General features: G+C 68.4%; 19 protein-coding genes. 12 read left to right on the top strand and 7 right to left on the bottom strand.

Going from position 1 to position 24,360, the window contains the following annotated elements:
• Positions 1-10: 10 nt before the first annotated feature.
• The 3 genes from AB0L57_RS29555 to AB0L57_RS29545 all read right to left on the bottom strand — a co-directional run bounded on the left by AB0L57_RS29555 (position 11) and on the right by AB0L57_RS29545 (position 3,314).
• Entirely contained in the window at positions 11-865 is an 855-nt protein-coding gene (locus tag AB0L57_RS29555) for a carbohydrate ABC transporter permease (protein ID WP_364969247.1), read from the bottom strand.
• Between the two features lie 47 nt (positions 866-912).
• Positions 913-1,773, bottom strand: a complete 861-nt coding sequence (locus AB0L57_RS29550) for a sugar ABC transporter permease (RefSeq protein WP_364969244.1) — start codon at positions 1,771-1,773, stop codon at positions 913-915.
• A 224-nt stretch (positions 1,774-1,997) separates the two neighbouring features.
• Positions 1,998-3,314: a sugar ABC transporter substrate-binding protein gene (locus tag AB0L57_RS29545; protein ID WP_364969044.1), complete on the bottom strand. Its 1,317-nt coding sequence runs from the start codon at positions 3,312-3,314 to the stop codon at positions 1,998-2,000.
• 373 nt (positions 3,315-3,687) lie between these two features.
• On the opposite strand from AB0L57_RS29545, the gene AB0L57_RS29540 reads away from it, so the two are divergent.
• The 5 genes from AB0L57_RS29540 (at position 3,688) to AB0L57_RS29520 (ending at position 10,255) form a co-directional block, all read left to right on the top strand.
• Positions 3,688-5,982: a carbon starvation CstA family protein gene (locus tag AB0L57_RS29540; protein ID WP_364969041.1), complete on the top strand. Its 2,295-nt coding sequence runs from the start codon at positions 3,688-3,690 to the stop codon at positions 5,980-5,982.
• Positions 5,904-6,239: a YbdD/YjiX family protein gene (locus AB0L57_RS29535; RefSeq protein ID WP_364969038.1), complete on the top strand. Its 336-nt coding sequence runs from the start codon at positions 5,904-5,906 to the stop codon at positions 6,237-6,239. The genes AB0L57_RS29540 and AB0L57_RS29535 overlap by 79 nt, the downstream gene beginning before the upstream one ends.
• A gap of 214 nt (positions 6,240-6,453) precedes the next feature.
• Complete coding sequence (locus tag AB0L57_RS29530) at positions 6,454-8,046, top strand: AlkA N-terminal domain-containing protein (RefSeq protein WP_364969035.1); 1,593 nt, start codon at positions 6,454-6,456, stop codon at positions 8,044-8,046.
• Positions 8,043-8,558 (top strand): methylated-DNA--[protein]-cysteine S-methyltransferase, encoded by a 516-nt coding sequence (locus tag AB0L57_RS29525; protein ID WP_364969032.1) that lies wholly within the window; start codon positions 8,043-8,045, stop codon positions 8,556-8,558. The genes AB0L57_RS29530 and AB0L57_RS29525 overlap by 4 nt, the downstream gene beginning before the upstream one ends.
• Positions 8,559-8,764: 206 nt before the next feature.
• Positions 8,765-10,255: a carboxylesterase family protein gene (locus tag AB0L57_RS29520; protein ID WP_364969030.1), complete on the top strand. Its 1,491-nt coding sequence runs from the start codon at positions 8,765-8,767 to the stop codon at positions 10,253-10,255.
• A 26-nt stretch (positions 10,256-10,281) separates the two neighbouring features.
• Here AB0L57_RS29520 and AB0L57_RS29515 read toward each other — a convergent pair whose 3' ends face one another.
• Together AB0L57_RS29515 and AB0L57_RS29510 are read right to left on the bottom strand one after the other, a co-directional pair.
• Complete coding sequence (locus AB0L57_RS29515) at positions 10,282-13,677, bottom strand: SMC family ATPase (protein WP_364969028.1); 3,396 nt, start codon at positions 13,675-13,677, stop codon at positions 10,282-10,284.
• Between the two features lie 28 nt (positions 13,678-13,705).
• A complete protein-coding gene (locus tag AB0L57_RS29510) occupies positions 13,706-14,899 on the bottom strand; it encodes an exonuclease SbcCD subunit D (RefSeq protein ID WP_364969026.1) in 1,194 nt (397 codons plus the stop codon).
• A gap of 835 nt (positions 14,900-15,734) precedes the next feature.
• Between AB0L57_RS29510 and AB0L57_RS29505 the strand changes: the two genes are divergently transcribed.
• Together AB0L57_RS29505 and AB0L57_RS29500 are read left to right on the top strand one after the other, a co-directional pair.
• On the top strand, positions 15,735-16,871 hold the full coding sequence (locus AB0L57_RS29505) for a DNA recombination protein RmuC (protein ID WP_364969024.1): 1,137 nt from the start codon (positions 15,735-15,737) through the stop codon (positions 16,869-16,871).
• A gap of 58 nt (positions 16,872-16,929) precedes the next feature.
• Positions 16,930-17,808, top strand: a complete 879-nt coding sequence (locus AB0L57_RS29500) for a DUF6542 domain-containing protein (RefSeq protein ID WP_364969021.1) — start codon at positions 16,930-16,932, stop codon at positions 17,806-17,808.
• Positions 17,809-18,056: 248 nt separating this feature from the next.
• Here the strand turns inward: AB0L57_RS29500 and AB0L57_RS29495 are convergent, their stop codons facing one another.
• Complete coding sequence (locus AB0L57_RS29495) at positions 18,057-19,064, bottom strand: 4-hydroxy-3-methylbut-2-enyl diphosphate reductase (RefSeq protein WP_364969018.1); 1,008 nt, start codon at positions 19,062-19,064, stop codon at positions 18,057-18,059.
• 143 nt (positions 19,065-19,207) lie between these two features.
• On the opposite strand from AB0L57_RS29495, the gene AB0L57_RS29490 reads away from it, so the two are divergent.
• The 4 genes from AB0L57_RS29490 to AB0L57_RS29475 all read left to right on the top strand — a co-directional run bounded on the left by AB0L57_RS29490 (position 19,208) and on the right by AB0L57_RS29475 (position 21,841).
• Complete coding sequence (locus tag AB0L57_RS29490; protein WP_364969016.1) at positions 19,208-19,906, top strand: lipid droplet-associated protein; 699 nt, start codon at positions 19,208-19,210, stop codon at positions 19,904-19,906.
• A 101-nt stretch (positions 19,907-20,007) separates the two neighbouring features.
• On the top strand, positions 20,008-21,270 hold the full coding sequence (xseA, locus tag AB0L57_RS29485; protein ID WP_364969241.1) for an exodeoxyribonuclease VII large subunit: 1,263 nt from the start codon (positions 20,008-20,010) through the stop codon (positions 21,268-21,270).
• Positions 21,267-21,494, top strand: coding sequence for an exodeoxyribonuclease VII small subunit (locus tag AB0L57_RS29480; RefSeq protein ID WP_364969013.1), 228 nt, complete (start codon positions 21,267-21,269; stop codon positions 21,492-21,494). The genes xseA and AB0L57_RS29480 overlap by 4 nt, the downstream gene beginning before the upstream one ends.
• A 2-nt stretch (positions 21,495-21,496) precedes the next feature.
• Positions 21,497-21,841 carry a VOC family protein gene (locus tag AB0L57_RS29475; RefSeq protein ID WP_364969010.1) on the top strand — a complete coding sequence of 115 codons (345 nt, stop codon included), beginning with the start codon at positions 21,497-21,499 and terminating at the stop codon, positions 21,839-21,841.
• A gap of 12 nt (positions 21,842-21,853) precedes the next feature.
• Here AB0L57_RS29475 and AB0L57_RS29470 read toward each other — a convergent pair whose 3' ends face one another.
• Positions 21,854-22,417 carry a DUF4245 domain-containing protein gene (locus AB0L57_RS29470; protein WP_364969007.1) on the bottom strand — a complete coding sequence of 188 codons (564 nt, stop codon included), beginning with the start codon at positions 22,415-22,417 and terminating at the stop codon, positions 21,854-21,856.
• A 183-nt stretch (positions 22,418-22,600) separates the two neighbouring features.
• On the opposite strand from AB0L57_RS29470, the gene glpX reads away from it, so the two are divergent.
• A complete protein-coding gene (gene glpX, locus AB0L57_RS29465; RefSeq protein ID WP_364969005.1) occupies positions 22,601-23,647 on the top strand; it encodes a class II fructose-bisphosphatase in 1,047 nt (348 codons plus the stop codon).
• The last annotated feature ends 713 nt before the right edge of the window (positions 23,648-24,360 follow it).

The following is a 24,360-nucleotide window of genomic DNA, read 5'->3' as shown; positions in this document are numbered from 1 at the left end:
GCATTCCGATTCACCTGCCACCCAGGCCGGACTGCGCGATTCCGCGCACGAAGGACTTCTGCGCGTACAGGTACACCACCAGCAGCGGAGCAAGCACGATCAGCGCGGCGGCCATCAGGATCGGCCAGTTGGTGTGGTACTGGCCCTGCAATCGCACCAAACCCAAAGTGACCGTGGCGATATCGTTGCGCTGGATCATCACCAGCGGCCACAGGAAGTCGTTCCACACGGTGATCCAGGTGAGTACCGCCAGCACCATCATCGCCGGGCGCGCCTGCGGGACCAGGATCCGCCAGTAGGTCTGCCAGATGGTGCAACCGTCCAGGATCGCCGCCTCCTCCAGTTCCACCGGGAGCGTGCGGAAGAACTGGCGCATCAGATAGGTGCCGAAGGCGGAGCCGAACAGGCCGGGCACGATCATCGACCATGGCGAATCGACCCAGCCGAAGGCCCGCATGAGCAGGAATTGCGGAATCACGGTCACGGTGATCGGGACCATGAGCGTCGCCAGATAGGCGATGAACACGACATCGCGGCCGGGAAAGCGCAAGCGCGCGAACGCATATCCCGCGAGGGAGCAGAACAGTACCTGCCCGGCGGTCACACATCCGGCATAGATCGCGGTGTTGGCCAGCATCCTGCCCAAAGGCAGCAGATCGAATGCCTCGCGGTAGTTGGACCAGTGCGGGCGCAGCGGCAGCGGATTCGGATCCGCGATCTCGCCCTCGGATTTCAGCGAGGCCGCGAGCGCCCACAGGATGGGGCCGATCGCACACCAGGCGATCGCTATCAGCAGAAGATACAGCAGGACGCCCCGCGTCGTTCGCCGTACGATCGCGCGCTCGGCCCGGCTCCGGCGCGGCATCGGCGCGGGCCTGTCGTCGATCCGCGGCCCGGCGCCGTCGGTCGTGCTCATCGGTCCTCCCGGCGGGACAACCACAGCTGAATCAGGGTGAGCACCAACAACAAGGCGAACATCACCCAGGCCAGCGCGGCCGCGTACCCGACCTCGTAGAAGCGGAAAGCGTTTTCGAACAGCATGATTCCCAGCACGAAGGTTCCGGTCTCCGGTCCGCCGTTACCGTCGGTCAGGGCATAGGCCTGGTCGAACGCCTGAACCGAATTGATGATGGTGATCACGAACACGAACGAGAGCGGACCGCGAATCAGTGGCACCGTGATCGAGCGAAATCGGCGCAGCGCCCCGGCTCCGTCGATCCGTCCGGCCTCGTACAGGTTCTCGGGCACGCTCTGCATCGCCGCCAGCAGGATGACGGTGGCGAACGGCACGCCCTTCCACACCGTGACGATACTCAGGGCCACCAGCGCCCAATTCGGATCGCTCAGCCACGGCACCTGAGCCAGGCCCACGCCGTCGAGTATCCGGTTGACGAGCCCGTCGTCGGCGGCGAACAGGAAACGCCACACCACCGCCATCGCCACCGTCGACGCGGCCAGCGGCAGGAAGGCAAGGGTCCGGAAGATGCCCATCCCCCGCAGTTTCCGATTGAGTGCCGCGGCGACGCCGAGACTGATCGCAACGGTGGGAACGAGGGTGAACAGGGTGAACAGTGCCGTGTTGCGCAGGGCGATGTAGAACAGCGGATCGTGCGACAGCCGGCGGAAGTTGCTCAATCCGACGAACCTCATGGGACTGAACAGATCCCACGAATGAAAACTGAGATACAGCGAGAACCCGAGGGGGAACAGCAGGAAGACACCCACCGCCGCCAGATTCGGTGCCACGAACCGGATCCCGGCCCGGGTGCGCATCCGGTCGACCGCCGAACCGTGCGAGCGTGCCGCACCTCGGCGATGCCGCCCCCGGTGCCACGGGAGCCGACGAGCGATGGAATCCTGTGCGCCCGCACCGGTGAAGCTTTCCGCTGCGCGCGATGAGCGATGCCGTGCCGTACCCTCCGGTCCCGGGGTGCGATCGACCGCGCACACGTCGATGTCGCCGGCCCACCGGCCGATCGCCGCCGGCCGTCGGCCGCTCATATCCGTTCCCGCAGCAGCCGATTCACATCGTCGGCGGTATCGGCGAGCGAACTGGCCGGAGCCGCGCCGCGCAGCACCCGGTTGCAGTCCCGGGAGAGCAGCGAGTCGATCTTGCCCCAGGCCGGACTCACCACGAGCTGACGCGAATGCGCGGGCCCCTCGGTGAAGATCTCCATGTTTCGCACATCGCGGTGCGCGGCGGCGAAACCCGGCGACGACATGGCCGAGCGCAATACCGGGACGAACAATCCCGATCGCGCGATCAGTTCCTGCCCCTCCGGGCCGGTCGCGAATTTGACGAATTCCCAGGCCTTGTCCCGATGTGGGCTCGATGCGGCGATGGCGAGCCCGGTACAGCCCACATCGGTGATCGCATCCGGACCACCGTGCGGGCCGACCGGCAGTGCGGTCACATCGAAGTCGAGATCGTCGTGTTCGATCAGCTCCGAATACAGCCAGTGCCCGCCGAGCAGCATGCCCGCCCGCCCGCTGCCGAATACGTCCGACGCCGTCAGCGATTGCCGGTCGGCATTCGAGGGCGCGACTCGGTAGCGCACCGACAGATCCGCGTAGAACTGGAAGCCCTCCGCGAACCGTGGATCCCCCATCTCGGTATGGGTGGGATCCTTGGGCGGGCTGAACCACTGCGCACCGTTGTTCATCGCGAAAACGGCCGCGGAGTAGTACGGCACCCAGCCGTCGACGAAGCCCCACTGCCGTACCCGGCCGTTGCCGTCGCGTTCGGTCAGAGCCTGTGCTGCTTCGAGGAATTCGGCGTAGGTCCAGCTGCCCGCCCAGCGGGTGGGCGGCCGGATTCCGGCCCGGTCGAACAGTTTCCGGTTGTAGTAGACGAAGACCCCGGACCATTGTTCGGGCAGCGCGTACTGACCGTTGCGATAGGAGAAGGTGTCGTACAGCGTCGGATAGCTGTCGCGGCGCAGCTCCGCGGCGGCGTTCGGGTCGCGCGCCAGCAGCGGGTTCAGATCGAGCAGGACACCGCGCTCGGCCAGTCCGGCGTAGAGCATTTCCCAGGCCATCAGCACGTCCGGGCACTTGCCGCCCGCGCAGAAGGTGAGCATCTGCTGCAGCGGGTCGGGGCTGGACAGGACGGTCCGGATTCTGATGTCCGGCCGGCGTGCCGCGAATTCGTCGATGATGCGCATCCGTGCGCGTGCCTCTTCCGGGCGGGCCTGGAAGAAGAAGGTCAGCTCGTCGTCGTGGTCCGCGCACCCGGCGGAGAACGCGCCCAGCGCCGCCACCGATGCCGCCGCCCGCAGCACCGAACGCCGGGAAACCGAATCGGATGCCGCCACACATGTCCTTCCCACCGCCACGCCGGATGCGGGGCCGAAGCGGGATCGACCCAATGGGTTCGCGAGCTGCCGGAAGTGCGGCAACTACCGCAGATCAGCCGCAGCTTACGGATCGAATCCGCACCGGCCCGGTCCGACACGCAGCACGTGGAGGGTTGGCCACCGTTGTCCGGAAATTCGCTGGGACGATCCGCGGTGACCACACCGGGCACGGTCCGGTCTCGGACATGTGAACCGATGGTTCGGACCGACCCAACTCGATTCATCGGCCGGGGTATTCGGCTACGTTGTCTCAGTCGGTATGTCCGTTCCCGTACGGGGCCGGGGATACGAACAGCATGTACGCGCAGAAAAGCACGGGAGAGTAGCTCGCATGGCGACCATCGAATACCTCCGAACCGACCAGGAATTGCCTCCGGTCGGTATCGTGGACCGCCGGCCCGTCACGCCTGTCCGGAAGGCGATCCTCGCGGCTGTCGCGATCATCGGCGCCGTCGCCTGGGCCATTCTGGCCGTCGTTCGCGGTGAGAGCGTGAACGCGGTGTGGATCGTCATCGCGGCGGTCTGCACCTACATCCTCGCCTATCAGCTCTACGCCCGGTTGATCGAATGGAAGATCACCAAACCGCGCGACGACATCGCCACGCCCGCAGAGGAAATGGAGAACGGCACCGACTACATGCCGATGGATCGGCGGGTGCTGTTCGGTCATCACTTCGCCGCCATAGCGGGTGCCGGGCCGCTGGTCGGGCCGGTGCTCGCGGCGCAGATGGGTTATCTGCCGGGCACCCTCTGGATCATCATCGGTGTCGTACTCGCCGGTGCGGTGCAGGACTATCTGGTGCTGTGGGCGTCGGTGAAACGGCGCGGCCGCAGCCTCGGGCAGATGGCGCGCGACGAACTGGGTGTGGTCGGCGGTGTCGCGGCGCTGGTCGCGGTGCTGATCATCATGGTGATCCTGCTGGCCGTGCTGGGCATCGTGGTGGTCAACGCACTGGCCGCGACCAAGGGCGCCGACGGTCAGCTGCACGGCGGCAGCCCGTGGGGTGTGTTCTCGATTTCGATGACCATTCCGATCGCGGTGCTGATGGGCCTGTATCTGCGCTACGTGCGTCCGGGCAAGGTCGGTGAGATCTCGATCGTCGGATTCGCGCTGTTGCTGCTGGCCATCGTGTCCGGCCGCTGGGTGTCGGAATCCGGTTGGGGCCGTGACCTGTTCACCCTGTCCGGCACCACCATCGCGTGGATGCTGATCATCTACGGATTCATCGCTTCGATACTTCCGGTGTGGTTGCTGCTGGCGCCGCGCGACTACCTGTCGACGTTCATGAAGGTCGGCACCATCGTGCTGCTGGCGCTGGGCGTGGTGATCACCATGCCGGTGCTGCACGCACCCGCCGTGTCGCAGTTCGCGGGCAATTCCAGCGGTCCGGCCTTCGCGGGCAGCCTGTTCCCGTTCCTGTTCATCACCATCGCCTGTGGTGCGCTGTCGGGCTTCCACGCCCTGGTGGCCTCGGGCACCACGCCGAAGCTGCTCGAGAAGCAGTCGCAGGCGCGGATGATCGGTTACGGCGGCATGCTGATGGAGTCGTTCGTCGCCGTGATGGCGCTCATCGCGGCCTGCATACTGGACCAGCATCTGTACTTCGCGATGAACACCGGCGGGCTCACCAGCGCGCAGGCCGCGGCGGACAAGGTCAATTCGCTCGGCCTGGGCGGCACGCCGATCACCGCGAACGAACTGAACCAGGCCGCACACGATGTGGGTGAGCAGGCCATCTACTCGCGGACCGGTGGTGCGCCGACCCTCGCGGTCGGGATGGCCGAGGTGATGCACAACTTCATCGGCGGCACCGCGATGAAGTCGTTCTGGTACCACTTCGCGATCATGTTCGAGGCGCTGTTCATCCTCACCACCATCGACGCCGGCACCAGGGTCGCGCGGTTCATGCTGTCGGACACCCTCGGCAATCTCGGTGGTCCGGCACGCAAGTTCAAGGACCCGTCCTGGCGGCCGGGCGCCTGGCTGTGCACGTTCATCGTGGTCGCGGCCTGGGGGTCGGTGCTGCTGATGGGCGTGACCGATCCGCTCGGCGGCATCTACACGCTGTATCCGCTGTTCGGTATCGCCAACCAGCTGCTGGCCGCGGTCGCGTTGACGGTGGTGCTGGTGATCGTGGTGAAGAAGGGGCTGCTGAAGTGGGCCTGGATTCCGGCACTGCCGCTGATCTGGGATCTCGTGGTCACCATGACGGCCTCGTGGCAGAAGATCTTCTCCGGCGACAAGAACATCGGTTACTGGACCCAGCACAACATCTACAGCGATGCCCGCGAGGTGGGCAAGGTGGTGGCACCGGCCAAGAGCATGGCCGATATGGACAAGGTCGTGCGCAACACCTTCATCCAGGGCACGTTGTCGATCATCTTCGCGGTCCTGGTGTTGATCGTGGCGCTGGTCGGTGTGATCGTGTGTATACAGGCGATTCGCCGGGGCGGCGGGGCGACCACCGAGACCCCGGAGGTGCCGTCGAAGATCTTCGGGCCCACGGGCTTCGTGACCACCAAGGCCGAGAAGGAGGTGCAGCGCGAATGGGCCGAACTGGAGCGGGCGGGAGCGGTGAAGGTGCCCGGCGCGGCACACGTATCGACACCGGAACCGACGTCGTAACCACCGAGGCCGCGACGGCCGACGAGGGGGTCGCCTCGACGCGGCGCCCGCGTGCCGCCGCGCTTCTCGGCGCCGGGGTGCAGGCCGCACGAGCCGCGGCCGGGTATCTGAACGCGGTACTCGGCGGGCAGGACTACGCGCGGTATGTGGCGCATCTGCGCCGCACACATCCGGACCGGCCGATTCCCACCGAGAGCGATTACTGGCGTGAGCGGCATGCGGCCGCGGAACGCAACCCTGGGACCAGGTGCTGCTGAGGCGGCACGGACGTTCATCGGATGTGCTCGTGTGCGATGTCACCGAGTCGGCACGCCGAATTCCTTGCGGCGCTTCGGAACAGCCCGTCCGTGGCGGTGATGTCGCATGCTCCGAGAAATTCCGAGTCATAGCTGAAAAGCATGACGCTGAAACGTTGTCCTTACTGGGTAGTTGGCGTTTTTCCGCTAGCGCGGGCGGGCGTGGGCTGACAAGGTGGACTGCGTGAGTGTGAACGGTTTGGATTTCGAGCGCTGCTATCGAGCGGTGGCCACCCGCGATGCCCGGTTCGACGGCCAATTCGTCACGGCTGTGCGTACCACCGGAATCTACTGTCGGCCATCGTGTCCTGCTATCACTCCGAAGCGTACGAATGTCACGTTCCTGCCCACAGCGGCCGCCGCACAGCAGAACGGCTTCCGTGCCTGCCGCCGCTGCCTGCCCGACGCGGCACCCGGTTCGCCGCTGTGGAACACCCGCGCCGATCTCGCGGCGCGCGCGATGCGGTTGATCGCCGACGGGGTCATCGAACGCCGCGGCGTCCCCGGATTGGCCGACAAGCTGGGATATTCGCAGCGCCAGCTCACCCGGGTACTCACCGCGGAACTCGGCGCCGGACCGCTCGCCCTGGCCCGCGCCCATCGCGCCCACACCGCCCGGCTGCTCATCCAGACCACGCGAATGCCCATGTCCGACATCGCATTCGCGGCCGGCTTCGCCAGCATCCGGCAATTCAACGACACCGTCCGCGAGGTGTTCGCGGTGAGCCCCACGGTGCTGCGCGAAGAGGCCCGGCGCCTGCGCGGCGATACCCTGCCCGCGACCAACGGCGTCCTCACCCTGCGCCTGCCCTACCGGGAACCGCTGGACGCCGGCTGGCTCGAATGGTTCCTGTCCGCCCACGCGGTGCCCGGCCTGGAGAGCTGGGAAGACGGCGTCTACACCCGCAGCCTGCGCACCCCGCACGGTCACGCGACGGTGCGCGCGAGCATTCATCCCGGGCATGTGCGAGCCAGTCTGGCGCTGCACGACATGCGGGATCTCGCGCCGACCGTGTCACGGCTGCGGCATCTGCTCGACCTCGATGCCGACCCGACCGGAATCGACGCGGCGCTGGCCGAGGGGTTCGGGCCGAGTGGTCCGGGGATCAGCGCCGGCATCCGGGTACCGGGCTGCCTGGACGGTCAGGAGTTGTTGCTGCGCACCATGATCGGGCAGCAGATCTCGGTATCGGCGGCCACCACCCACACCGCTCGGCTCGTCGACGCACTGGGCGAGAACATCAGCGGGCCGATGCCGCGGCTGTTCCCCACGGCGGAGGCCATCGCCGAACGCGGTGCCGATGTGCTGAGCGGCCCGGCTCGCCGGACCGCCTCGATCGTGGCGGTCGCTCGCGCACTGGCCTCGGATGATCTGCGGCTGCACGCCGGGCGCACCGCGGCCGATGTACGACGCGATCTGCTCGCCCTCGACGGTGTCGGACCGTGGACCGCCGACTACGTCACCATGCGCCTGCTCGCCGACCCCGACATCCTGATGCACACCGACCTGGTGGTTCGCCAGGGTGCGGCGCAATACGGCATCGACCTCGCCGACACCTCACGCTGGGCGCCGTGGCGGTCGTACCTGTCGATGCACCTGTGGAAGCGTGCGCTGTCCGAACGCGCGGGCGGGCGAGTGGGCCCGCGCCACGGCATCGTCGCGTCCGGGCGCGAGGACACTTCCCGCCTCGTCCGCGACGGGAGTATGCGGAGCGCGTCCGAGGTTGTGTACGGCCGCCGGACGGTACCGACCGGCGGACGCCGATGAGCACCGCCGCTTACGCCACCGTCCCCACTCCGCTGGGCCCGTTCACCGTCATCACCGATACCGACACCGCGGTACTCGCCTCCGGCTGGACCGCCGATGTGGAGAATCTGCGCGGGCTGATCCATCCGAGGCTGCGTCCGGAGGCGTTGCGCCGCTACGACGCGCTCGACGAGACCACCGCGGCGGTCGAGCAGTACCACCACGGAGACGTGCGCGCGATCGATTCCGTCGCCGTGCGCCAGCAGTCGGGGCCGTTCCTGGAACACGCCTGGCAGATCCTGCGCAAGGTGCCGGCCGGGTCGCCCATCACCTACACCGCCTACGCACAGCTTTCCGGACGCCCCGACGCCGTCCGAGCGGCCGCCAATGCCTGTGCCCGCAATGCCGCGGCACTGTTCGTCCCGTGTCATCGCATCCTGCGCACCGACGGGACACTCGGCGGGTTCCGGTGGGGCCTGTCGTGCAAACGCTGGCTGCTGACACATGAGCAGGGTGCCGCCGAATCCGCTTGACCTGCGGTTCCACTTCCCAGCCCCGGTCCGGATATCCGGACTCGCGTGGCCGGCCCCGAGTCGCGGATACTTCGGCCGTCCCACCAGAGGCCGTCGCGCACCCTCGACCGCCGTGGCCGGCGCCCTGCCGACCTGCGAATCGAGGTGAGACTCGGGCGCGACCGATCCCTGCCGGGCAGAATCGGGGCGTCGAAGGGAAGGCAAGTATGGAGATCATCGCGTCGGTCACCGGCGGCAAGATTCGTGGCGTTTCGGAGGGGGGTGTGAGCGCATTTCTCGGAATTCCGTATGCCGCCGCGCCCGTGGGTCCGGCCCGGTTCGCATTGCCGCAGCCCGTGCAGAGCTGGGACGGGGTGCGTGATGCGCTGGATTTCGGGCCCACCTGTGCGCAGTCGTTCTATCCGGCGCCGATCCACGCGCTGATCGGCAGTGACGGGTTGCCCGGGGACGACTATCTCAATCTGAACGTGTGGACACCGGATACCGGCGGTTCGGGACTGCCGGTGATGGTGTGGATCCACGGTGGCGCGTTCACCCGCGGATCCAATGCCCGCACGATGTATGACGGGCGCACCTTCGCGCGCGACGGTGTCGTGGTGGTCTCCATCAACTACCGGCTCGGGATCTCCGGATTCGCGGGCGTACCGGGTGCGCCGCTGAACCGCGGGCTACACGATCAGGTCTTCGCACTGCGCTGGGTGCGCGAGAACATCGCCGCCTTCGGGGGCGATCCGGACAATGTCACGATCTTCGGTGAATCCGCGGGCGGCATGAGTGTGGTCGATCTGATCGCGGCTCCACCGGCCCGTGGGCTGTTCCGGCGCGCGATCGTGCAGAGCGGTAACGGATCCGCGGTTGCCGAGGCCGCCGACGCGGTCAAGGTCGCCGAAATCCTGGCCGGCACACTGGGAATCGAGCCGACCGCGGCGGCCTTCGGCGAACTCGGGCCCGACCGGCTGCGCAGCGCGCAGGACAAGGTGGCGCTGGAACTGATCACCAACCCCGATCCGAACCGCTGGGGCCCCTCGATCGTCGGCAACGGTCTGGGCGTGCTGAGCTTCTTCCCGGTGATCGACGGCGAGCTGATCGAGGACCGGCCCACCGATGTGCTGGTCTCCTCCGGCGATCGGGCGGTACCGCTCATCATCGGCTGGACGGCCGAGGAGTTCCGGTTCTTCACCTTCCCCACCGGTCTCGCGGCCGGCATCGTCGCCGAGACGCTGGGACCGGTACTGGCCCGCTACGGCGTCGATTCGACTGTCGCCGAGATCTATTCGGCGAACCGGCCACAGGCCACACCCGCCGACCTGTTCGCCGCGATCATCACCGACCTGGTATTCCGCGACGACTCGATGCGCATCGCCGAGGCCAACGCGGCGGCCGGCGCACCCACGCACGTCTACGAATTCGGCTGGCGCAGTGGCATTCCCGACCTGGGCGCGTGCCACGTACTGGAAATCCCGTTCGTCTTCGACAAGCTGTCGGAATCCCATTCGCTGACCGGCGCGAATCCCCCACAGCAGCTCGCGGATGAAATCCATCGCTGCTGGGTCGATTTCGCGACCCACGGCGATCCCGGCTGGGCACGATTCGACGACCGACGGCAGGTGCGGATCTTCGGCCATCCCGAGTCGGCGACCGTCGCCGATCCGCGGGCCGACGAGTTGCGAGCCCTGCGCGAGTCCGTCCGGCGCTGAATTCGCTCCGGGCGCGATCGGGGCGCTCAGGCGACGATCGTCTGCAGCCTCGATCCGCCCGGGTCCCGGATGACGTGCAGGCGGCTGGGAATCCGCTGCCGCATCTCGTCGACGTGGCTGACCACGCCGACCACCCGGCCACCGGAACGCAATTCGTCCAGCACGCCCATCACCGCATCGAGGGTGTCGGCGTCGAGACTGCCGAAACCCTCGTCGATGAACAGGGTGTCCAGCACCAGACCACCCGATTCCGCGGCGACCACATCGGCCAGACCCAGCGCCAGCGACAGCGAGGCCATGAAGGTCTCCCCACCGGACAGGGTCTTCGCCGGGCGCACCGCACCGGTGTAGTCGTCGCGGATATCGAGGCCGAGACCGCCCCGGCGGCCGCGCGGTCCGGCGGCATCGGAGTGGACGAATTCATAACGGCCACCCGACATTCGGCGCAGCCGTGCCGACCCCGCGACGGCGACCTCCTCCAGCCGGGCGGCGAGCACATAGGATCGCAGCGACATCTTGCGGTTGTTGGCGCCACGGCCCGCCACGACCTCCGACACACCCTCGAGTTCGGTGTGCGCCCGCTGCAGCGGGGCGATCCGATCGGCGGCGGCCCACAGCTGTCCGCTCAGTTCCTCGAGCTGCGCGACCCGGCGGGCGCTGTCGGCCTGGGCGGCGACCGCCGCATCCGAATGGCGGCGCGCCTGTGCCACGTCGGCTTCCAGTTCGCCCAGATCGACCGGCGCGAGCGCGGCCGCGGCCCGCACCTCGGGCTCGGCCAGAACCGCCTCGGCGTGGGCGCGCAACCGGTCGGCGGCCACCAGTTCGGCATCCAGCTCGTTCTGCTGCTGCGGCGTTCTGTTCGCGGCCGCAACCACTTTCGCGTATGCGGCGAGGACGGTGTTGTCGGGCGTTCCACCCGGCCGCGGGCCCTCGGCGACCGGAAGTTCGGCGGTTCGCGCCGCCTGCTCCACCCGGCGAGCCAGATCGGCGAACTGATCCTCGGCCACGGTGGCCTCATGGCGAGCGGTGAGCAGATCGGTGGCATCGGCGATGAGTGCCTCGAGGCGGGCACGCCGGCGTTCGACGGTCCGATCCGCACCCGCCGCGGCACGGACCCGCGCGGTGAGTTCACTGAGACGCCGGTCGGCTGCCAGGATACGTTCCTGTATCGCGGTGCACCGGCTCTCCAGCTCGCGCAGGCGCGCGTTCAATTCGGTTTCCGTGCCGCGCAACCCGGCCACCCGCTCGGTGAGATCCGCCGCGGCCGCCGCGGCCGCGCGGGTGGCGCGCAATCGCCGCGCCGCGGTGTCGCGGGCGGCGGCCAGCTCGGTGGGATCGCCGTCACCGCCCCGCTGGACGAGCAGTTCGACGCGGCGCTCCAATCCGGTCCGGTGCGTGAGGGCCCGGTCGCGCCGTTGTTCCGCGGCACGCTCGGCCCCCACGGCCTCGTCTTCGTCGGATTTCGCGACCGCCACCGCTGCCGGCCGCGCGGGTTCGGGGTGGTCGGGCGATCCGCACACACCGCACGGTTGTCCGGTCACCAGCGCACCGGCCAGTTCCGCGGCCATACCGGCGAGGCGGCGCTCCCGGATGTCGAGGGTCCGCTCACGGGCATCGGCGTGTGCGGATCTGGCCCGCTCGAATTCCTCGGCGGCAGTCCCCAATTCGGTCCGGGTGCGCACCAGTTCGACGGCTGCCTCCGCCGCGGCGCGAGCCTGCTCGCAGTCGCGTTCGGCACCCGGCAGGACGACCTTCGCATCGGCGGCCTCCCGCAACGCCGATTCCGCCGAGCGAATGGCCTCCGGCAGCTGCTCACGCCGCTCCGACAGCTGTTTCAGTTCGGCGTCGGTGGCAGCGTGATCCGAACGCAGCCCGGCCAATTCGGCCGACAGCCGCCCGGCGGACTCGGCATCGGCTCGCACCTCCTCGAGCGATCCGATATGCGCCGACCAGCGCTGCACCGCCGTCTCGATACGCGGCGCGGCGGGGCGGGCGTGGCGATCGACGCTGTCCGCCGAGTCGTTTTGCGGGTCATCCGAGCCGTCGATGGGTTCCGGGGCGTCCGCATCGCGTGTCGATGCGAATTCCAGGGAGAACAAACCCAATTCGGCCGGTTCGTCGATCTCGGTGACATCGCCCGGAACCCGCTCGCCCACACCGCCGCCGGGCGATCGTGCCACCTCCCCGGTGTTCGTTTCCACGTCGTCCGGTCGTTCCGCGCCCGGATCGTCGAGTTCGGCGAACGAGTCGGTGTCCGCCGGATCGTCGCCCGATTCGCACAGAACCGACAGCTCCGTGGCCGAATCCGTATCCCGCAGCTCGCCGGCGGCGAGATCCGCGGCTGCCCAAGCCGTTCCGGGCAGCTCGGCACTCTCCGGCTCGAGCAGACGCCCAGCCAACCGCTCGGCCAGATCCAGCGCGTCGTCACCGCGGCGTCGCAGGGTCACCGCCGCGGTGCGCGCCTCACCGAGCGCGGACGCCACCGGCTCCACCCGGCGCGAACGCTCCAGATCGGCTCGCACCCGCTCGCGATGGGCGGCGGCCGCGGCGTGCTCCTCGAGCTGACGCCGCGCGACCGTACCGCGTTCACGACGTTCCTGGACCCGGCGCTGTTCCTCGGCAAGGGACGCCAGCTCGGTCGAATGCTGCTGCAACTGCGCCAGTTTCGCGGCCGACTCCTGCGACTCGGCGCGAGCCTCGGCCAGCAGGCGCTGCGACCATTCCACCGCGTCCAGCGGATTCACCGCCTCGGCAGCACCCAACCCGGCGGTCACCGCGACCTGAGCGATCAGCCGATCGATACTCTGGCGATGATTCTCCAGCAGCGCCGAGCTCTCCCGTCGACGCTGTATGAGCCACTGCTCGACGACACCGAAGCGTTCGGTATCGAACAGCCGCTCGAGCAACTTCTCGCGATCTTCGTTGTCCGAACGCAGAAATCGCGCGAAATCACCCTGCGGCAACAACACCACCTGGAAGAACTGATCGGCACTCATCCCCAGCAGGCGACTCACCTCGTCGCCGATATCGGGAATCCGGGACAGATGCTGCCCCTGCCCGTCGAGCCATTCCAGCGTGGCGGCGGGCTGTTCGGTCCGCATACCCGTGCCGCGCTTCTTCGGGCGCTCGAACTCCGGCGACCGGGTCAGGCGCAGCCGACGGCCGCCGAGTGTCGCCTCCAGCACCACCCGCGGCCTGGTCTGCGGATCGGCATGATCGGAGTGCAGGCGTTTGCTCTCCCCACGCGCCCCCGGAACCCGGCCATAGAGCGCGAAGGCGATGGCATCGAGCACCGTCGTCTTCCCCGCGCCGGTGTGGCCGTGCAACAGGAACAAACCGTCCGCGCCGAGCTCGTCGAAATCCACCCGGGCGGTCTCGCCGAACGGGCCGAACGCCGAAAGCTCCAACCGGTGCAGCTTCATCCGCCCGCCTCCGCACGGCGCGGGCCGGTCACGCCGACCGCTCCTGGCTCACGCAAGCGCCCCCTGCCGACACCGCGCGCGATTCCTCCGCGGGTTCACGACGGGCCGCCGACAACGCCCGCTCGATCAGTGTCATCTCCCCCTCCGACGGTTCGCTGTACACATCGGTCAGAAAACTGCGTGCGATATCGCTGTCGCCACGGCCGTGCACCCGCTCCCGATAGCGTAATTGCGTATCCCCCTCCGGCCGCGCCCATTCCACATGCACGGCGTGCGGGAACCGCTCCTTCAACCGGCGCAGCGCCTCGACCGGGCGCGCGTGATCGGTGAGGACCGCCGAGACGTAATCGTCTCGCGCGCCCTCGTACTCGGCGGCGATCAGCAGATCGTCCAGCAGACCCGTGAGCTGGGTCAGCCCGCGCACCACCGGAAGGTCGTAGCGCTGCACCGAGCCGAGGCCGTCCGCGTCCAGATCGACGATCCACACCGCCTTGTGATGGGACCGCTCCCCGAACGAATACGGCAGCGGCGACCCGGAATACCGCACCGAATCCGACAATGTCTGCGGCGAATGCAGGTGGCCCAGGGCCACATAATCGATACCCTCGAAGGCACCCAGCGGAACCGTCTCCACGCCCCCCACCGCGATCGAACGCTCCGATCCCGTCGACTCACCACCGACGACGAACGCATGCGCGAGCAGTACCGCCCGTGGATCGCCACGGCGCTGCCGATCCGCCCGGATCCGAGCCAGCGCCGCATCGAGGATCTCGGCGTGCGAACGCGCCTGCGGCACATCCAGTTCCACCCGGGTGATCTCCGGCTCCAGATACGGGATTCCATAACAGGCGACCGGGCCGAACTCGTCGGACAACATCACCGGCCGATCCACATCGGCGACCGACGTCCGCAGGTGCAGCCCGCCCGCCGCCGCGAAACTTCCCAGCGCGCCCAACCGCGTCGGCGAGTCGTGATTGCCCGAGGTCGCGACGATCACCGCCCCCGCCTCGCGAATCGCCTCGAAGCCTCTGTTGCACACCGCGATCGCATCCGCACTGGGAATGGACCGGTCGTACACGTCACCCGGCACGACCACCACATCCACCCCGTGCGTGGCGACCAACTCGGCCACCGCCGCCAGCGCACGCGACTGATCGGCCAGCAGGTCGACACCGTGGAAGGTACGACCGATGTGCCAGTCCGAGGTGTGCAGCATCCGCATGGGTGCAAACGGTATTACATGGGGCCGACAGTATCTTTGGCCTTCGCTTCGGCGGGGTTTCGGCTGTATTTTCTGCGTCGGCTCCGCCGACGCGGGGTTTCGGCCCTCTGGGCCTCGATTCTTCCCTTCTCCGCTCCTCCGCTTCGCTCCCCCGCTCCGGCAGTCCAGAATCGAGGCGGGCCGAAACCCACCCAGGTCGAGCTACTTGGGGATGCGCGCCACCAGTCGGTTACGGTCCCCGCGGGCTGACCTGTTGGTCCGCCAGCCAGTTACGGTCCTGCGGCTGACCTGCTGGTCCGCCAGCCGGTCACGATCCCTCGGCCGATCTGCCGGCCCGCCAGCCGGTCACGGTCCCTCGGCTGACCTGCTGGTCCGCCAGCCGGTCACGATCCCTCGGCCGATCTGCCGGCCCGCCAGCCGGTTACGGTCCCTCGGCCGATCTGCTGGTCCGCCCCTGTCACGGTCCCCTCTGCCGATCTGCTGGTCCGCCCCTGTCACGGTTCCCTCGGCCGACCTGCTGGCCCGCCACCTGGTTGCGCACCACCGCCGGGGGCTGCCGGTGGGTGGACTTCGGAATGGGCGTGTCCGTCGTTCGCTCCGGCCGGATCTTCGGCGACGGCTCGAGCGGGATGTCCCGATGAGACCGTCACCGCTGTGAGGCCCGACCTTGATTCTCGGAGCGGCGAAGTGGCCCGGCTCATGTCTGCTGGAGGGCGCTGCGAGAGGGCCGTTCCATGGAGCAGTGAGTGGGCGCTCGCCGGCCTGCACCGAGGGTGACGCTGGGAAATTGCCTGCCTCCGCGAGCTTGTCGGTGGCTTAGGGCACTATCGGGGGCATGACCGCATCGATGCTGTTCGCGTTGTTGTTGGTGTTCTGCGCAGGGGTTGCGCTCGGGTGGCTGGGGCACGCGGCCCGGGCGGGACAGCGGGCTGCCACCGCCGAGGCGCAGTTATCGGCCATGCGCGAGAACGAGCGGTTACTCCAACAATCACTGGGCGCGGCCAGTGTGGATGCGGCGCGGCACAATTCGCAGGCGATCGGGACGCTGGTCGAACCCTTGCGAGAGGCGCTGGGCAGCTTGAACCAGCACATCCGGCAGGTCGAGCACAGTCGCATCAACGCCTATTCCGGACTGCGTGAACAGGTCGCGGGAATGCACCGGGTATCGCAGCAGCTCTCGGCACAGACCGGTGAGCTGGTATCGGCGCTGCGCGCACCGCAGGTTCGCGGGCGCTGGGGTGAGGTACAGCTCGAGCGGGTGGTCGAACTCGCCGGAATGACCAAACACTGCGATTTCGACACTCAGGTGACGGCAACGGGTCACAACGGCACCGTCCGGCCCGATCTGGTGGTCCGGATGGCCGGTGAGCGCAGTCTGGTGGTCGATGCCAAGGTGCCGTTGGCCGCCTATCTGGACGCCACCGCCGAAACCGACCCGGCCCGGCGCGGCGACCATCTGGCCCGGCATGCCAAGCACCTGCGCGGGCACGTCGACCAGCTCGCCGCCAAGGCATATTGGGAGGCCTTCGACCCCAGCCCGGAATTCGTGGTGCTGTTCATCCCGGGCGATCCGTTCCTCGATGCCGCACTCACCGCGGACTCCGGTCTCCTCGAGTACGCGTTCGGCCGCAATGTGATCCTCGCAACGCCGACAACCCTGATCGCATTACTTCGGACGGTCGCGTTCGGATGGCGGCAGGAGGCCTTGTCGCGAGACATGGCAACTGTTCAGCAACTCGGCCGGGAGTTGTACGCGCGGCTTTCCACGACCGGTTCACACCTCGACAAACTCGGAACTCAACTCGGCAAGGCCGTCGATGCTTTCAACCACACCGTGGCCTCGATCGAGTCCCGCGTGATGGTCACCGCGCGGCGGTTGCACGACCTCGACATCGGCGATCGAGCCGTCCCGGCAATTGCTCCCGTTCAGTCGTGGCCGCGCGCGGTAGGCTTCTCGGACACCAACGAGTAACCCCGGCCGCCGCTCGGCCTCGACGCACGTTCCGGCCGCGGCAGATAGTGTGCTTCACGTGGCAGCTACCCAACGCGAGCGATCCGATGTACCCGCCTCGCACCTCTCGATAGTCCCGTCGGTGCCCGGCGTCCCCGCCGGCGCCGCGGTACTGATCGCGGTGGCGTGCACGTTCATCGGGTTTTTCATCGACTCCGGAAGCAGCGGCAAGGAGCTGACGCATGTCTTCGCCGCGTTCTACATCATCGGATGCCTGATCGCGGCGTGCGTGGTCCGCTACCGTGGCCTGTTCACCACGATGGTGACACCGCCCTTACTGCTGTTCATCGCGGTCCCGCTGGCCTATCAGCAGCTCACCGGGCACAGCTCCACCTCGGTGAAGGACATCCTGCTCAACCTGGCCATCCCGTTGGTCAACCGGTTCCCCACCATGGCCATCGCGACGGTCCTGGTGCTGTGCGTGGGCGCGCTGCGGATGTGGCTGCACCGCAATACCGGTGACAGCACGCGGCCCGCGCGCGACCGCTCCCGCGGTGGCGACAGCTGGAATCCTCGCTCCGGAGACCGTGCCCGCCGCGCCCGTTCCGCCGCGAGCGGTGCGAACGAGACGTTGCGGGGCAGCTCCCGTACCCGCAAGCGCGGCACCGAGGCTCCGAAGACGGCCAAACGCGGCGAGACCGCCAAACGCGGGACCGCCGCGACCAAGCGAGCCGCGGCTGAGCCCGAACCCGCCCGGACCGGGCGCCGCGCGGCCGGCAAGGTCGCCGAGCGCCCACCGCGTGTCTCTCCGGGTGCTTCCTATCCCCGCACCGGCGAACGCACCCGCACCGCGGAACGCACCCGGGTCGCCGAACCACAGCCCCGCCGTGGCCGTACCCAGCCCGCCAACGACGTCCCGCCGCATCCGCGGCCGAATGTGCGCTACCGCGACCGCTGAGCCGCCCGTGCGACGCGCGGTGGCCGATCCGGCCGCCGCGTCATCGGCGCATACCTTCCCCGAATTCCCCACGCACCACTCATCGTCCGGCCGCCGCTCGGTGTTACCGGTACAGCACCAACGGTTTCCGTGATGTGCCGATGTGGCGATCGGTGAAAATACTTCAACGCGTAGGATTCTCGAAGCCGCGACGACTCCGACTCGTGCGCACGCAGCACGTCCCGCGGCACCGAGCCCCGGCGCCGGGCTCAGCGCCGAGTAGCGGTGCGCAGTTCGCGCGGCAGGGAGAAGACCAGCGTCTCGTTGGCCGTCGTCACCGGCTGAACCTCGCCGTAGCCGTGTTCGGCCAGCAGATCCAGCACACCGCGCACCAGGATCTCCGGAACCGAGGCGCCGGAGGTGACACCCACCGTGTTCACACCTTCGAACCAGGACGCATCGATCTCGCGCGCGAAATCCACGAGATAGGAGGCGGCGGCGCCGGCATTCAGCGCGACCTCCACCAGCCGCCGCGAGTTGGAGGAGTTGCGGGAGCCGACCACGATCACCAGATCGCATTCGGGGGCCATCGCCTTCACCGCGACCTGACGGTTCTGGGTGGCGTAGCAGATGTCGTCGCTCGGCGGATCCTGCAGCTTCGGGAAGCGCGCGCGCAGCCGCTGAACCGTCTCCATGGTCTCGTCGACCGACAGGGTGGTCTGCGACAGCCAGATCACCTTGTCCTCATCGCGTACGTGCACACCGTCGACCGCGTCCGGACCGTCCACCAGCTGGACATTGTCGGGCGCCTCACCGGCGGTGCCCTCCACCTCCTCATGACCCTCGTGGCCGATGAGCAGGATGTCGAAATCGTCGCGGGCGAAGCGCTTGGCCTCCTGATGAACCTTCGTCACCAGCGGGCAGGTCGCATCGATGGTGTGCAGGTTGCGGGCGGCGGCGGACTCGTGCACCGCCGGTGACACGCCGTGCGCGGAGAACACCACCACCGACCCCTCGGGCACCTCGTCGGTCTCGTCGACGAAGACCACGCCCTGATCACGCAGTGTCTCCACCACGTGCCGGTTGTGCACGATCTCCTTGCGCACGTAGATCGGCGCACCGTGCTTCTCCAGGGTGCGTTCCACGGTCTCCACCGCCCGGTCCACACCCGCGCAGTAACCACGGGGCTCAGCGAGCAGCACCCGCTTACCCGCGCCGACGCCGGCCACATCGGCCGACCGGGCGATTCCGACATTCAGGGGGATAGCCGAGGACATGTGCACAGCTTACGTGCGGACGCCCGCGCCGCGCTGCCGCGCCCGCACACACGACGGTCCCACGGCACCGCCGCATCCGCGCGACAATGAGAGATGTGAACTCTGTTCTTTGCATCACCGGCCGTTTCGGGCAGGCTGGTGACATGTTCAGACCTCCCTACCTGGCCCGGGTCGCCGCTGGGGCCGCCGTCTACGCGCTCGAGGAGACTCGCCGGTTGCCCAGTACGGCAATACATTTGCCGATCACCGCGATCAGCCAGCTGCTCCAGACCTCGATGCATCTGCAGCAGTTCGTGACCAGCCTCGCACTCAAGGGCGACGAGGTTTTCGATCGATTGGCCAATCGTCCGGTGGAGCAGCCCGAATGGGCCACCTTCGATGAGGACCTCGACGACAACCAGCCGTTCGACAGCGCCGACTTCTCGGCCCGGCTCAGTCGTTTCGACCTGTTCCGCGATGCCGAGGCGGTCACGGACGGCCCCACCGGCGAGGACGGCCCCGCCTCGGTGTCGACGATCACATCGGCCACCGCCAACGGCTATGCGCCGTCCCAGGGCACCGAATCGGATCCCGTCGACAGCGGCGCCCCCGAAGTTCCGGCGCCCACGGACGCTCCGGCTCCCGAACCCGCCGCGCAGCCCGACCAGCGCGGCGCCATCGAGCCGGAGGTCGCGACCCGCTACGACTACGCGAACATGACGCTCGCTCAGCTGCGCGCTCGCCTGCGCATGCTCAGCGTGGCGGATCTGAGCGCACTGCTGGAGTACGAGAAGCAGACCTTCGACCGGGCTCCGTTCGTGACCATGCTGACGAACCGGATCGCCACCGTGCAGGCCAAGTGACCGACTCACCCGCCGACGCGCCGGCCGCCGGGGCCCGAGGCTCCGGGGAACCGGCGCGCACCGCCGGCCGCCCCGCCAATTCCGCCGAACAGCCGTGGCCGGTGCGCACCATCGCGATGAAGGTCGCGCAGTGGATCGACCGGCTCGGCAGTGTCTGGGTCGAGGGACAGATCACCCAGATCAACATGCGTCCCGGCACTCGCACCGCATTCCTGGTGCTGCGCGACACCGCCGCGGACATGTCGCTGTCGATCACCTGCGATCCGCAACTGCTGCGCGCCTCGGCGGTGCCGTTGCAGGAGGGCAGCCGGGTCGTCGTCTACGGCAAGCTGTCCTACTTCACCGGTCGCGGCACGATCTCGCTGCGCGTCACCGAGATCCGGCCCGTGGGTATCGGCGAACTACTCGCCCGCATCGAACGGCTGAAGGCACTGCTGGCCGCCGAGGGACTGTTCGACGATCGGCTCAAGCGCCCGATCCCGTTCCTGCCCGGGACGATCGGCTTGATCACCGGCCGCGCCAGTGCCGCCGAACACGATGTGGTCACCGTCGCCCAGCAGCGTTGGCCCGCCGTGCGTTTCGAGATCCGTAACACCGCCGTCCAGGGCGCGTCCGCGGTACCCCAGATCCTGGACGCGCTCGCCGAGTTGAACGACGACCCCGAGGTCGATGTCATCGTGCTCGCGCGCGGTGGCGGCAGTGTCGAGGATCTTCTTCCCTTCTCCGACGAAACCCTGTGCCGCGCCATCGTTTCCGCGACCACCCCGATCGTGAGCGCGATCGGCCACGAGCCGGACAATCCGCTGTCGGACTACGTCGCCGATCTGCGCGCGGCCACGCCCACCGACGCCGCCAAGCGGCTCGTCCCCGACGCCGCGGCCGAACTCGCGGGCGTGCGGGACATGCGTGCCCGCTCGGCCGCCGCCCTGCGCGGCTGGGTCGACCGGGAGGCCCGCACCCTGCGGCAGCTGCGGTCGCGGCCGGTACTCGCCGATCCGCTGCGAACTCTCCAGCAGCGCCACGACGAGATCGAACGACTGCGCACCGCCACCCGGCGAGCCGTCGAACACGCGCTCCAAGCCGAGGTCACGACCGCTCGCCATCTGCGCGACAAACTCACCGCCGTCGGCCCGGCCGCCACGCTCGCGCGCGGATACTCCGTCGTACAACGGGTTACGGGCACCGAGCGGCAGGTCGTCCGCTCGGTCGCCGACGCCCCGCCGGGAACGCAACTACGGATCCGGGTCGCCGACGGCGCGATCACGGCCGCGGGATTGGGCAGCCAAGCCCTGGCCAACCCGATCCGCACCCCATCCGAAGCCCCTTCGGACCGAGCCCCTTCAGACGAGGAGGAGACGCAGTGACCGACAGCGACCTCGCCGAGATCGAGACCTTCGGCTACGAACGCGCCCGCGACGAACTGGTCAATGTCGTGAAGATGCTGGAACAGGGCGGTATGGACCTCGACGACTCACTGGCGCTGTGGGAACGCGGCGAGGCATTGGCCAACCGCTGCGAGGCCCATCTGGCCGGCGCCCGCCGACGGGTCGAGGATGCCCTGTCCCGCCGCGAGGACACCGAGGAGTGACGGTGAACATCCGGCGCGTGGTACCCGATCTGCGGGCCGCCGACATGCGGCGGTCCCGCGCCTTCTACCGCACCCTCGGATTCGACGAGGTGATGGATCTCGGCTGGGCTGTCACCCTGGCCTCGCCCGACAACCCGACCGCTCAGATCATGCTGGTCGGCGCGAATGCCGATGAGCCGCAACCGGATATCAGCATCGAGGTCGGCGACGTCGATGCCGTGCACGAGGCGATGACGGCCGCGGGCGCCGAGGTGATCTACGCGCTGCGCGACGAACCCTGGGGCGTACGGCGATTCTTCGTCCGCGATCCGGACGGCACAGTGGTCAATGTGGTGTGCCACCGCTGAATCGGCGAGATGTCAGGACTGCAGTGGTGCCGCCGCGTCGACCGCCTGCGCCAAGGTCAGGTACGCGCCCTCGCCGGCCGCGCCCTTGATCAGCACGCGGCTCGCGCCGAAGTCCGCGATCCAGGCCGCCTCGCTGCCCTTGACGTGGTAGACAGTCCACTTCTGCGCCCCGACCGTTCGCGAACCGGAGGGGCTGCGGGTGCTGACCACCCGATTGGCGAGGGCGCTCTCGGTGGCATTGCTCTGACTCAGCTGCAGATAGGTGCCGTCGGCGGTGATGTAGCCGACCGTGCTGACGGTGCCGCCGCTGGGGCCGGTGATGGAGTCCCGGCTGCCGGAGTTCGGTTTCCAGTCCGCCGGCACCGCGGGATCGCGGATCGGGAACGGCAGCACCTCGGCGTCGTCGCGCAATGCCGATTGCACATCGAAGTTCGGCACCTGCCCCGGTGTGGGGCCGTGCGCGGAGAAGGTGCACTGGCTGGCGACCGCGGCCAGCACCACGCAGATCAGCACCAGCGGAACCAGCGACCAGATCAGATCCCGGTAGTCGTTGAGGATGCGTGGTTTCTGCGACACCACCCAAGTATCCACGGGGCCCCGATACCGCTCCGGCGGCCCCCGGCGCCGGGAGGCCGATATCACAGCCGCCCTACCGGCGGCGACGCCGTCCGAACGGAATTGGAACACGAGTACCTGAATTGCCGGTCCGACCGTTCTGCGACAATTCACGCAGCAATGGACAACTGAGGAGGCTCCGTCATGACGGCACCCACACCCGCAACCAGTCGCCGCCGCGAGGCCCCGGACCGCAACCTCGCATTGGAGTTGGTCCGGGTGACCGAGGCCGGTGCGATGGCCGCGGGCCGCTGGGTCGGCCGCGGCGACAAGGAGGGCGGCGACGGTGCGGCCGTCGACGCCATGCGCCAGCTGGTGGCCACCGTTTCCATGCAGGGCGTCGTGGTGATCGGCGAGGGCGAAAAAGACGAGGCCCCGATGCTGTACAACGGCGAGGCCGTCGGTGATGGCAGTGGCCCCGACGTCGACTTCGCGGTCGACCCGATCGATGGCACCACCCTCATGTCCAAGGGCTCGCCCGGCGCGATTTCGGTGCTGGCCGTCGCCGAGCGCGGCGCGATGTTCGATCCCTCGGCCGTCTTCTACATGGAGAAGATCGCGGTGGGCCCCGACGCCGCCGACGTCATCGACCTGGCCGCCCCGATCGCGGAGAATCTGCGCCGGGTCGCGAAGGCCAAGAACTCCTCGGTGTCCGACCTCACCGTCTGTGTCCTGGACCGGCCGCGCCACGCCCGCCACATCCAGGAGGTCCGCGACGCGGGCGCCCGCATCCGGCTGATCTCCGACGGCGACGTGGCCGGCGCCATCGCCTGCGCACGCCCCGAGTCGGGCACCGACATGCTGGTCGGCATCGGCGGCACCCCCGAAGGCATCATCGCCGCGGCCGCACTGCGCTGTATGGGTGGTGCGCTACAGGGCAAACTGGCGCCCAAGGACGACGCCGAGAAGCAGAAGGCGCTCGACGCCGGTCACGACCTCGACCGCATCCTCAACACCGAGGACCTGGTCTCCGGCGACAACGTCTTCTTCTCCGCGACCGGTGTCACCGACGGCGATCTGCTGCGCGGTGTGCGCTACTACAGCGGCGGCGCGTCGACCCAGTCGATCGTCATGCGGTCCAAGTCCGGCACCGTGCGCATCATCGACGCCTACCACCGCCTGACCAAGTTGCACGAATACGCGTCGGTCGACTTCGTCGGCGACGAGGACGCGATTCCGCCGCTGCCGTAATATCTGCCTTCGCTTCGCTCCCCCGCTCCGGCAGTCCAGAATCGAGGCGGGCCGAAACTCACTCGGGTGCGCTGTCTTGTAAACGTTTACGAGACAGCGCACCTGGACGGGACTCTGCGCAGGAGGTCCCGCTCGGTCGGCGGATCTCAGCACGCGCCGCCGGCCACGTTGGGAGTTCGCAGACGTGCTCGACCTGCCGACAACAGGCCTTCCCAGCGTGCCCGGAATACGACACCCACACGCGCGCCGACCCCGCACGCATGAAACGTTTCCGAGCACTCCTCCTAGGTGGGTTCACGGCCGATAACAGCCCACCACCAGCACGCCCCGAAAACGGCACCCCACACAGCGCCCCGCACGCATGAAGCATTTCCGGGCACTCCGTCCAAGCCGGGTTCACGGCCGACAACAGCCCACCACCAGCACGCCCCCTCCCGAAAACGGCATCACCGCACACACAACGCCCCCGCACAGATGAAACGTTTCCGGGCAGCCCCTCCCGGGTGAATCACGACCGACAACAGGCGCGAAAGACGACACCCCCACACAAGGCACCCCCGCACGCACAAAACATTTCCGAGGAAGCACTACCCCGGTGGGTTCACGGCCGTCTCGCCGTTCGGGTGCCGCTGCGCATTCGTCGTCCGCGCCGAGCACACGCTGCGCATGTATGCCCACGCCTCCGGCTCGGAGGTCACGGCGCTGATGGAGGC

It is taken from the genome of Nocardia sp. NPDC052254 (assembly GCF_040679495.1).
Taxonomy (GTDB): domain Bacteria; phylum Actinomycetota; class Actinomycetes; order Mycobacteriales; family Mycobacteriaceae; genus Nocardia.
The sequence above is the reverse complement of the archived record's forward strand: the minus strand, read 5'-3'. Positions and strand labels throughout refer to the sequence as shown.

Excerpts from the sequence above, each read along its gene's own strand:
- AB0L57_RS29555 (WP_364969247.1), bottom strand. The coding sequence starts at position 865 with ATGCCGCGCCGGAGCCGGGCCGAGCGCGCGATCGTACGGCGAACGACG.
- AB0L57_RS29550 (WP_364969244.1), bottom strand. The coding sequence starts at position 1,773 with ATGCGCACCCGGGCCGGGATCCGGTTCGTGGCACCGAATCTGGCGGCG.
- AB0L57_RS29540 (WP_364969041.1), top strand. The coding sequence starts at position 3,688 with ATGGCGACCATCGAATACCTCCGAACCGACCAGGAATTGCCTCCGGTC.
- AB0L57_RS29535 (WP_364969038.1), top strand. The coding sequence starts at position 5,904 with ATGGGCCGAACTGGAGCGGGCGGGAGCGGTGAAGGTGCCCGGCGCGGC.
- AB0L57_RS29525 (WP_364969032.1), top strand. The coding sequence starts at position 8,043 with ATGAGCACCGCCGCTTACGCCACCGTCCCCACTCCGCTGGGCCCGTTC.
- AB0L57_RS29520 (WP_364969030.1), top strand. The coding sequence starts at position 8,765 with ATGGAGATCATCGCGTCGGTCACCGGCGGCAAGATTCGTGGCGTTTCG.
- AB0L57_RS29515 (WP_364969028.1), bottom strand. The coding sequence starts at position 13,677 with ATGAAGCTGCACCGGTTGGAGCTTTCGGCGTTCGGCCCGTTCGGCGAG.
- AB0L57_RS29510 (WP_364969026.1), bottom strand. The coding sequence starts at position 14,899 with ATGCGGATGCTGCACACCTCGGACTGGCACATCGGTCGTACCTTCCAC.
- AB0L57_RS29505 (WP_364969024.1), top strand. The coding sequence starts at position 15,735 with ATGACCGCATCGATGCTGTTCGCGTTGTTGTTGGTGTTCTGCGCAGGG.
- AB0L57_RS29495 (WP_364969018.1), bottom strand. The coding sequence starts at position 19,064 with ATGTCCTCGGCTATCCCCCTGAATGTCGGAATCGCCCGGTCGGCCGAT.
- AB0L57_RS29490 (WP_364969016.1), top strand. The coding sequence starts at position 19,208 with ATGTTCAGACCTCCCTACCTGGCCCGGGTCGCCGCTGGGGCCGCCGTC.
- glpX (WP_364969005.1), top strand. The coding sequence starts at position 22,601 with ATGACGGCACCCACACCCGCAACCAGTCGCCGCCGCGAGGCCCCGGAC.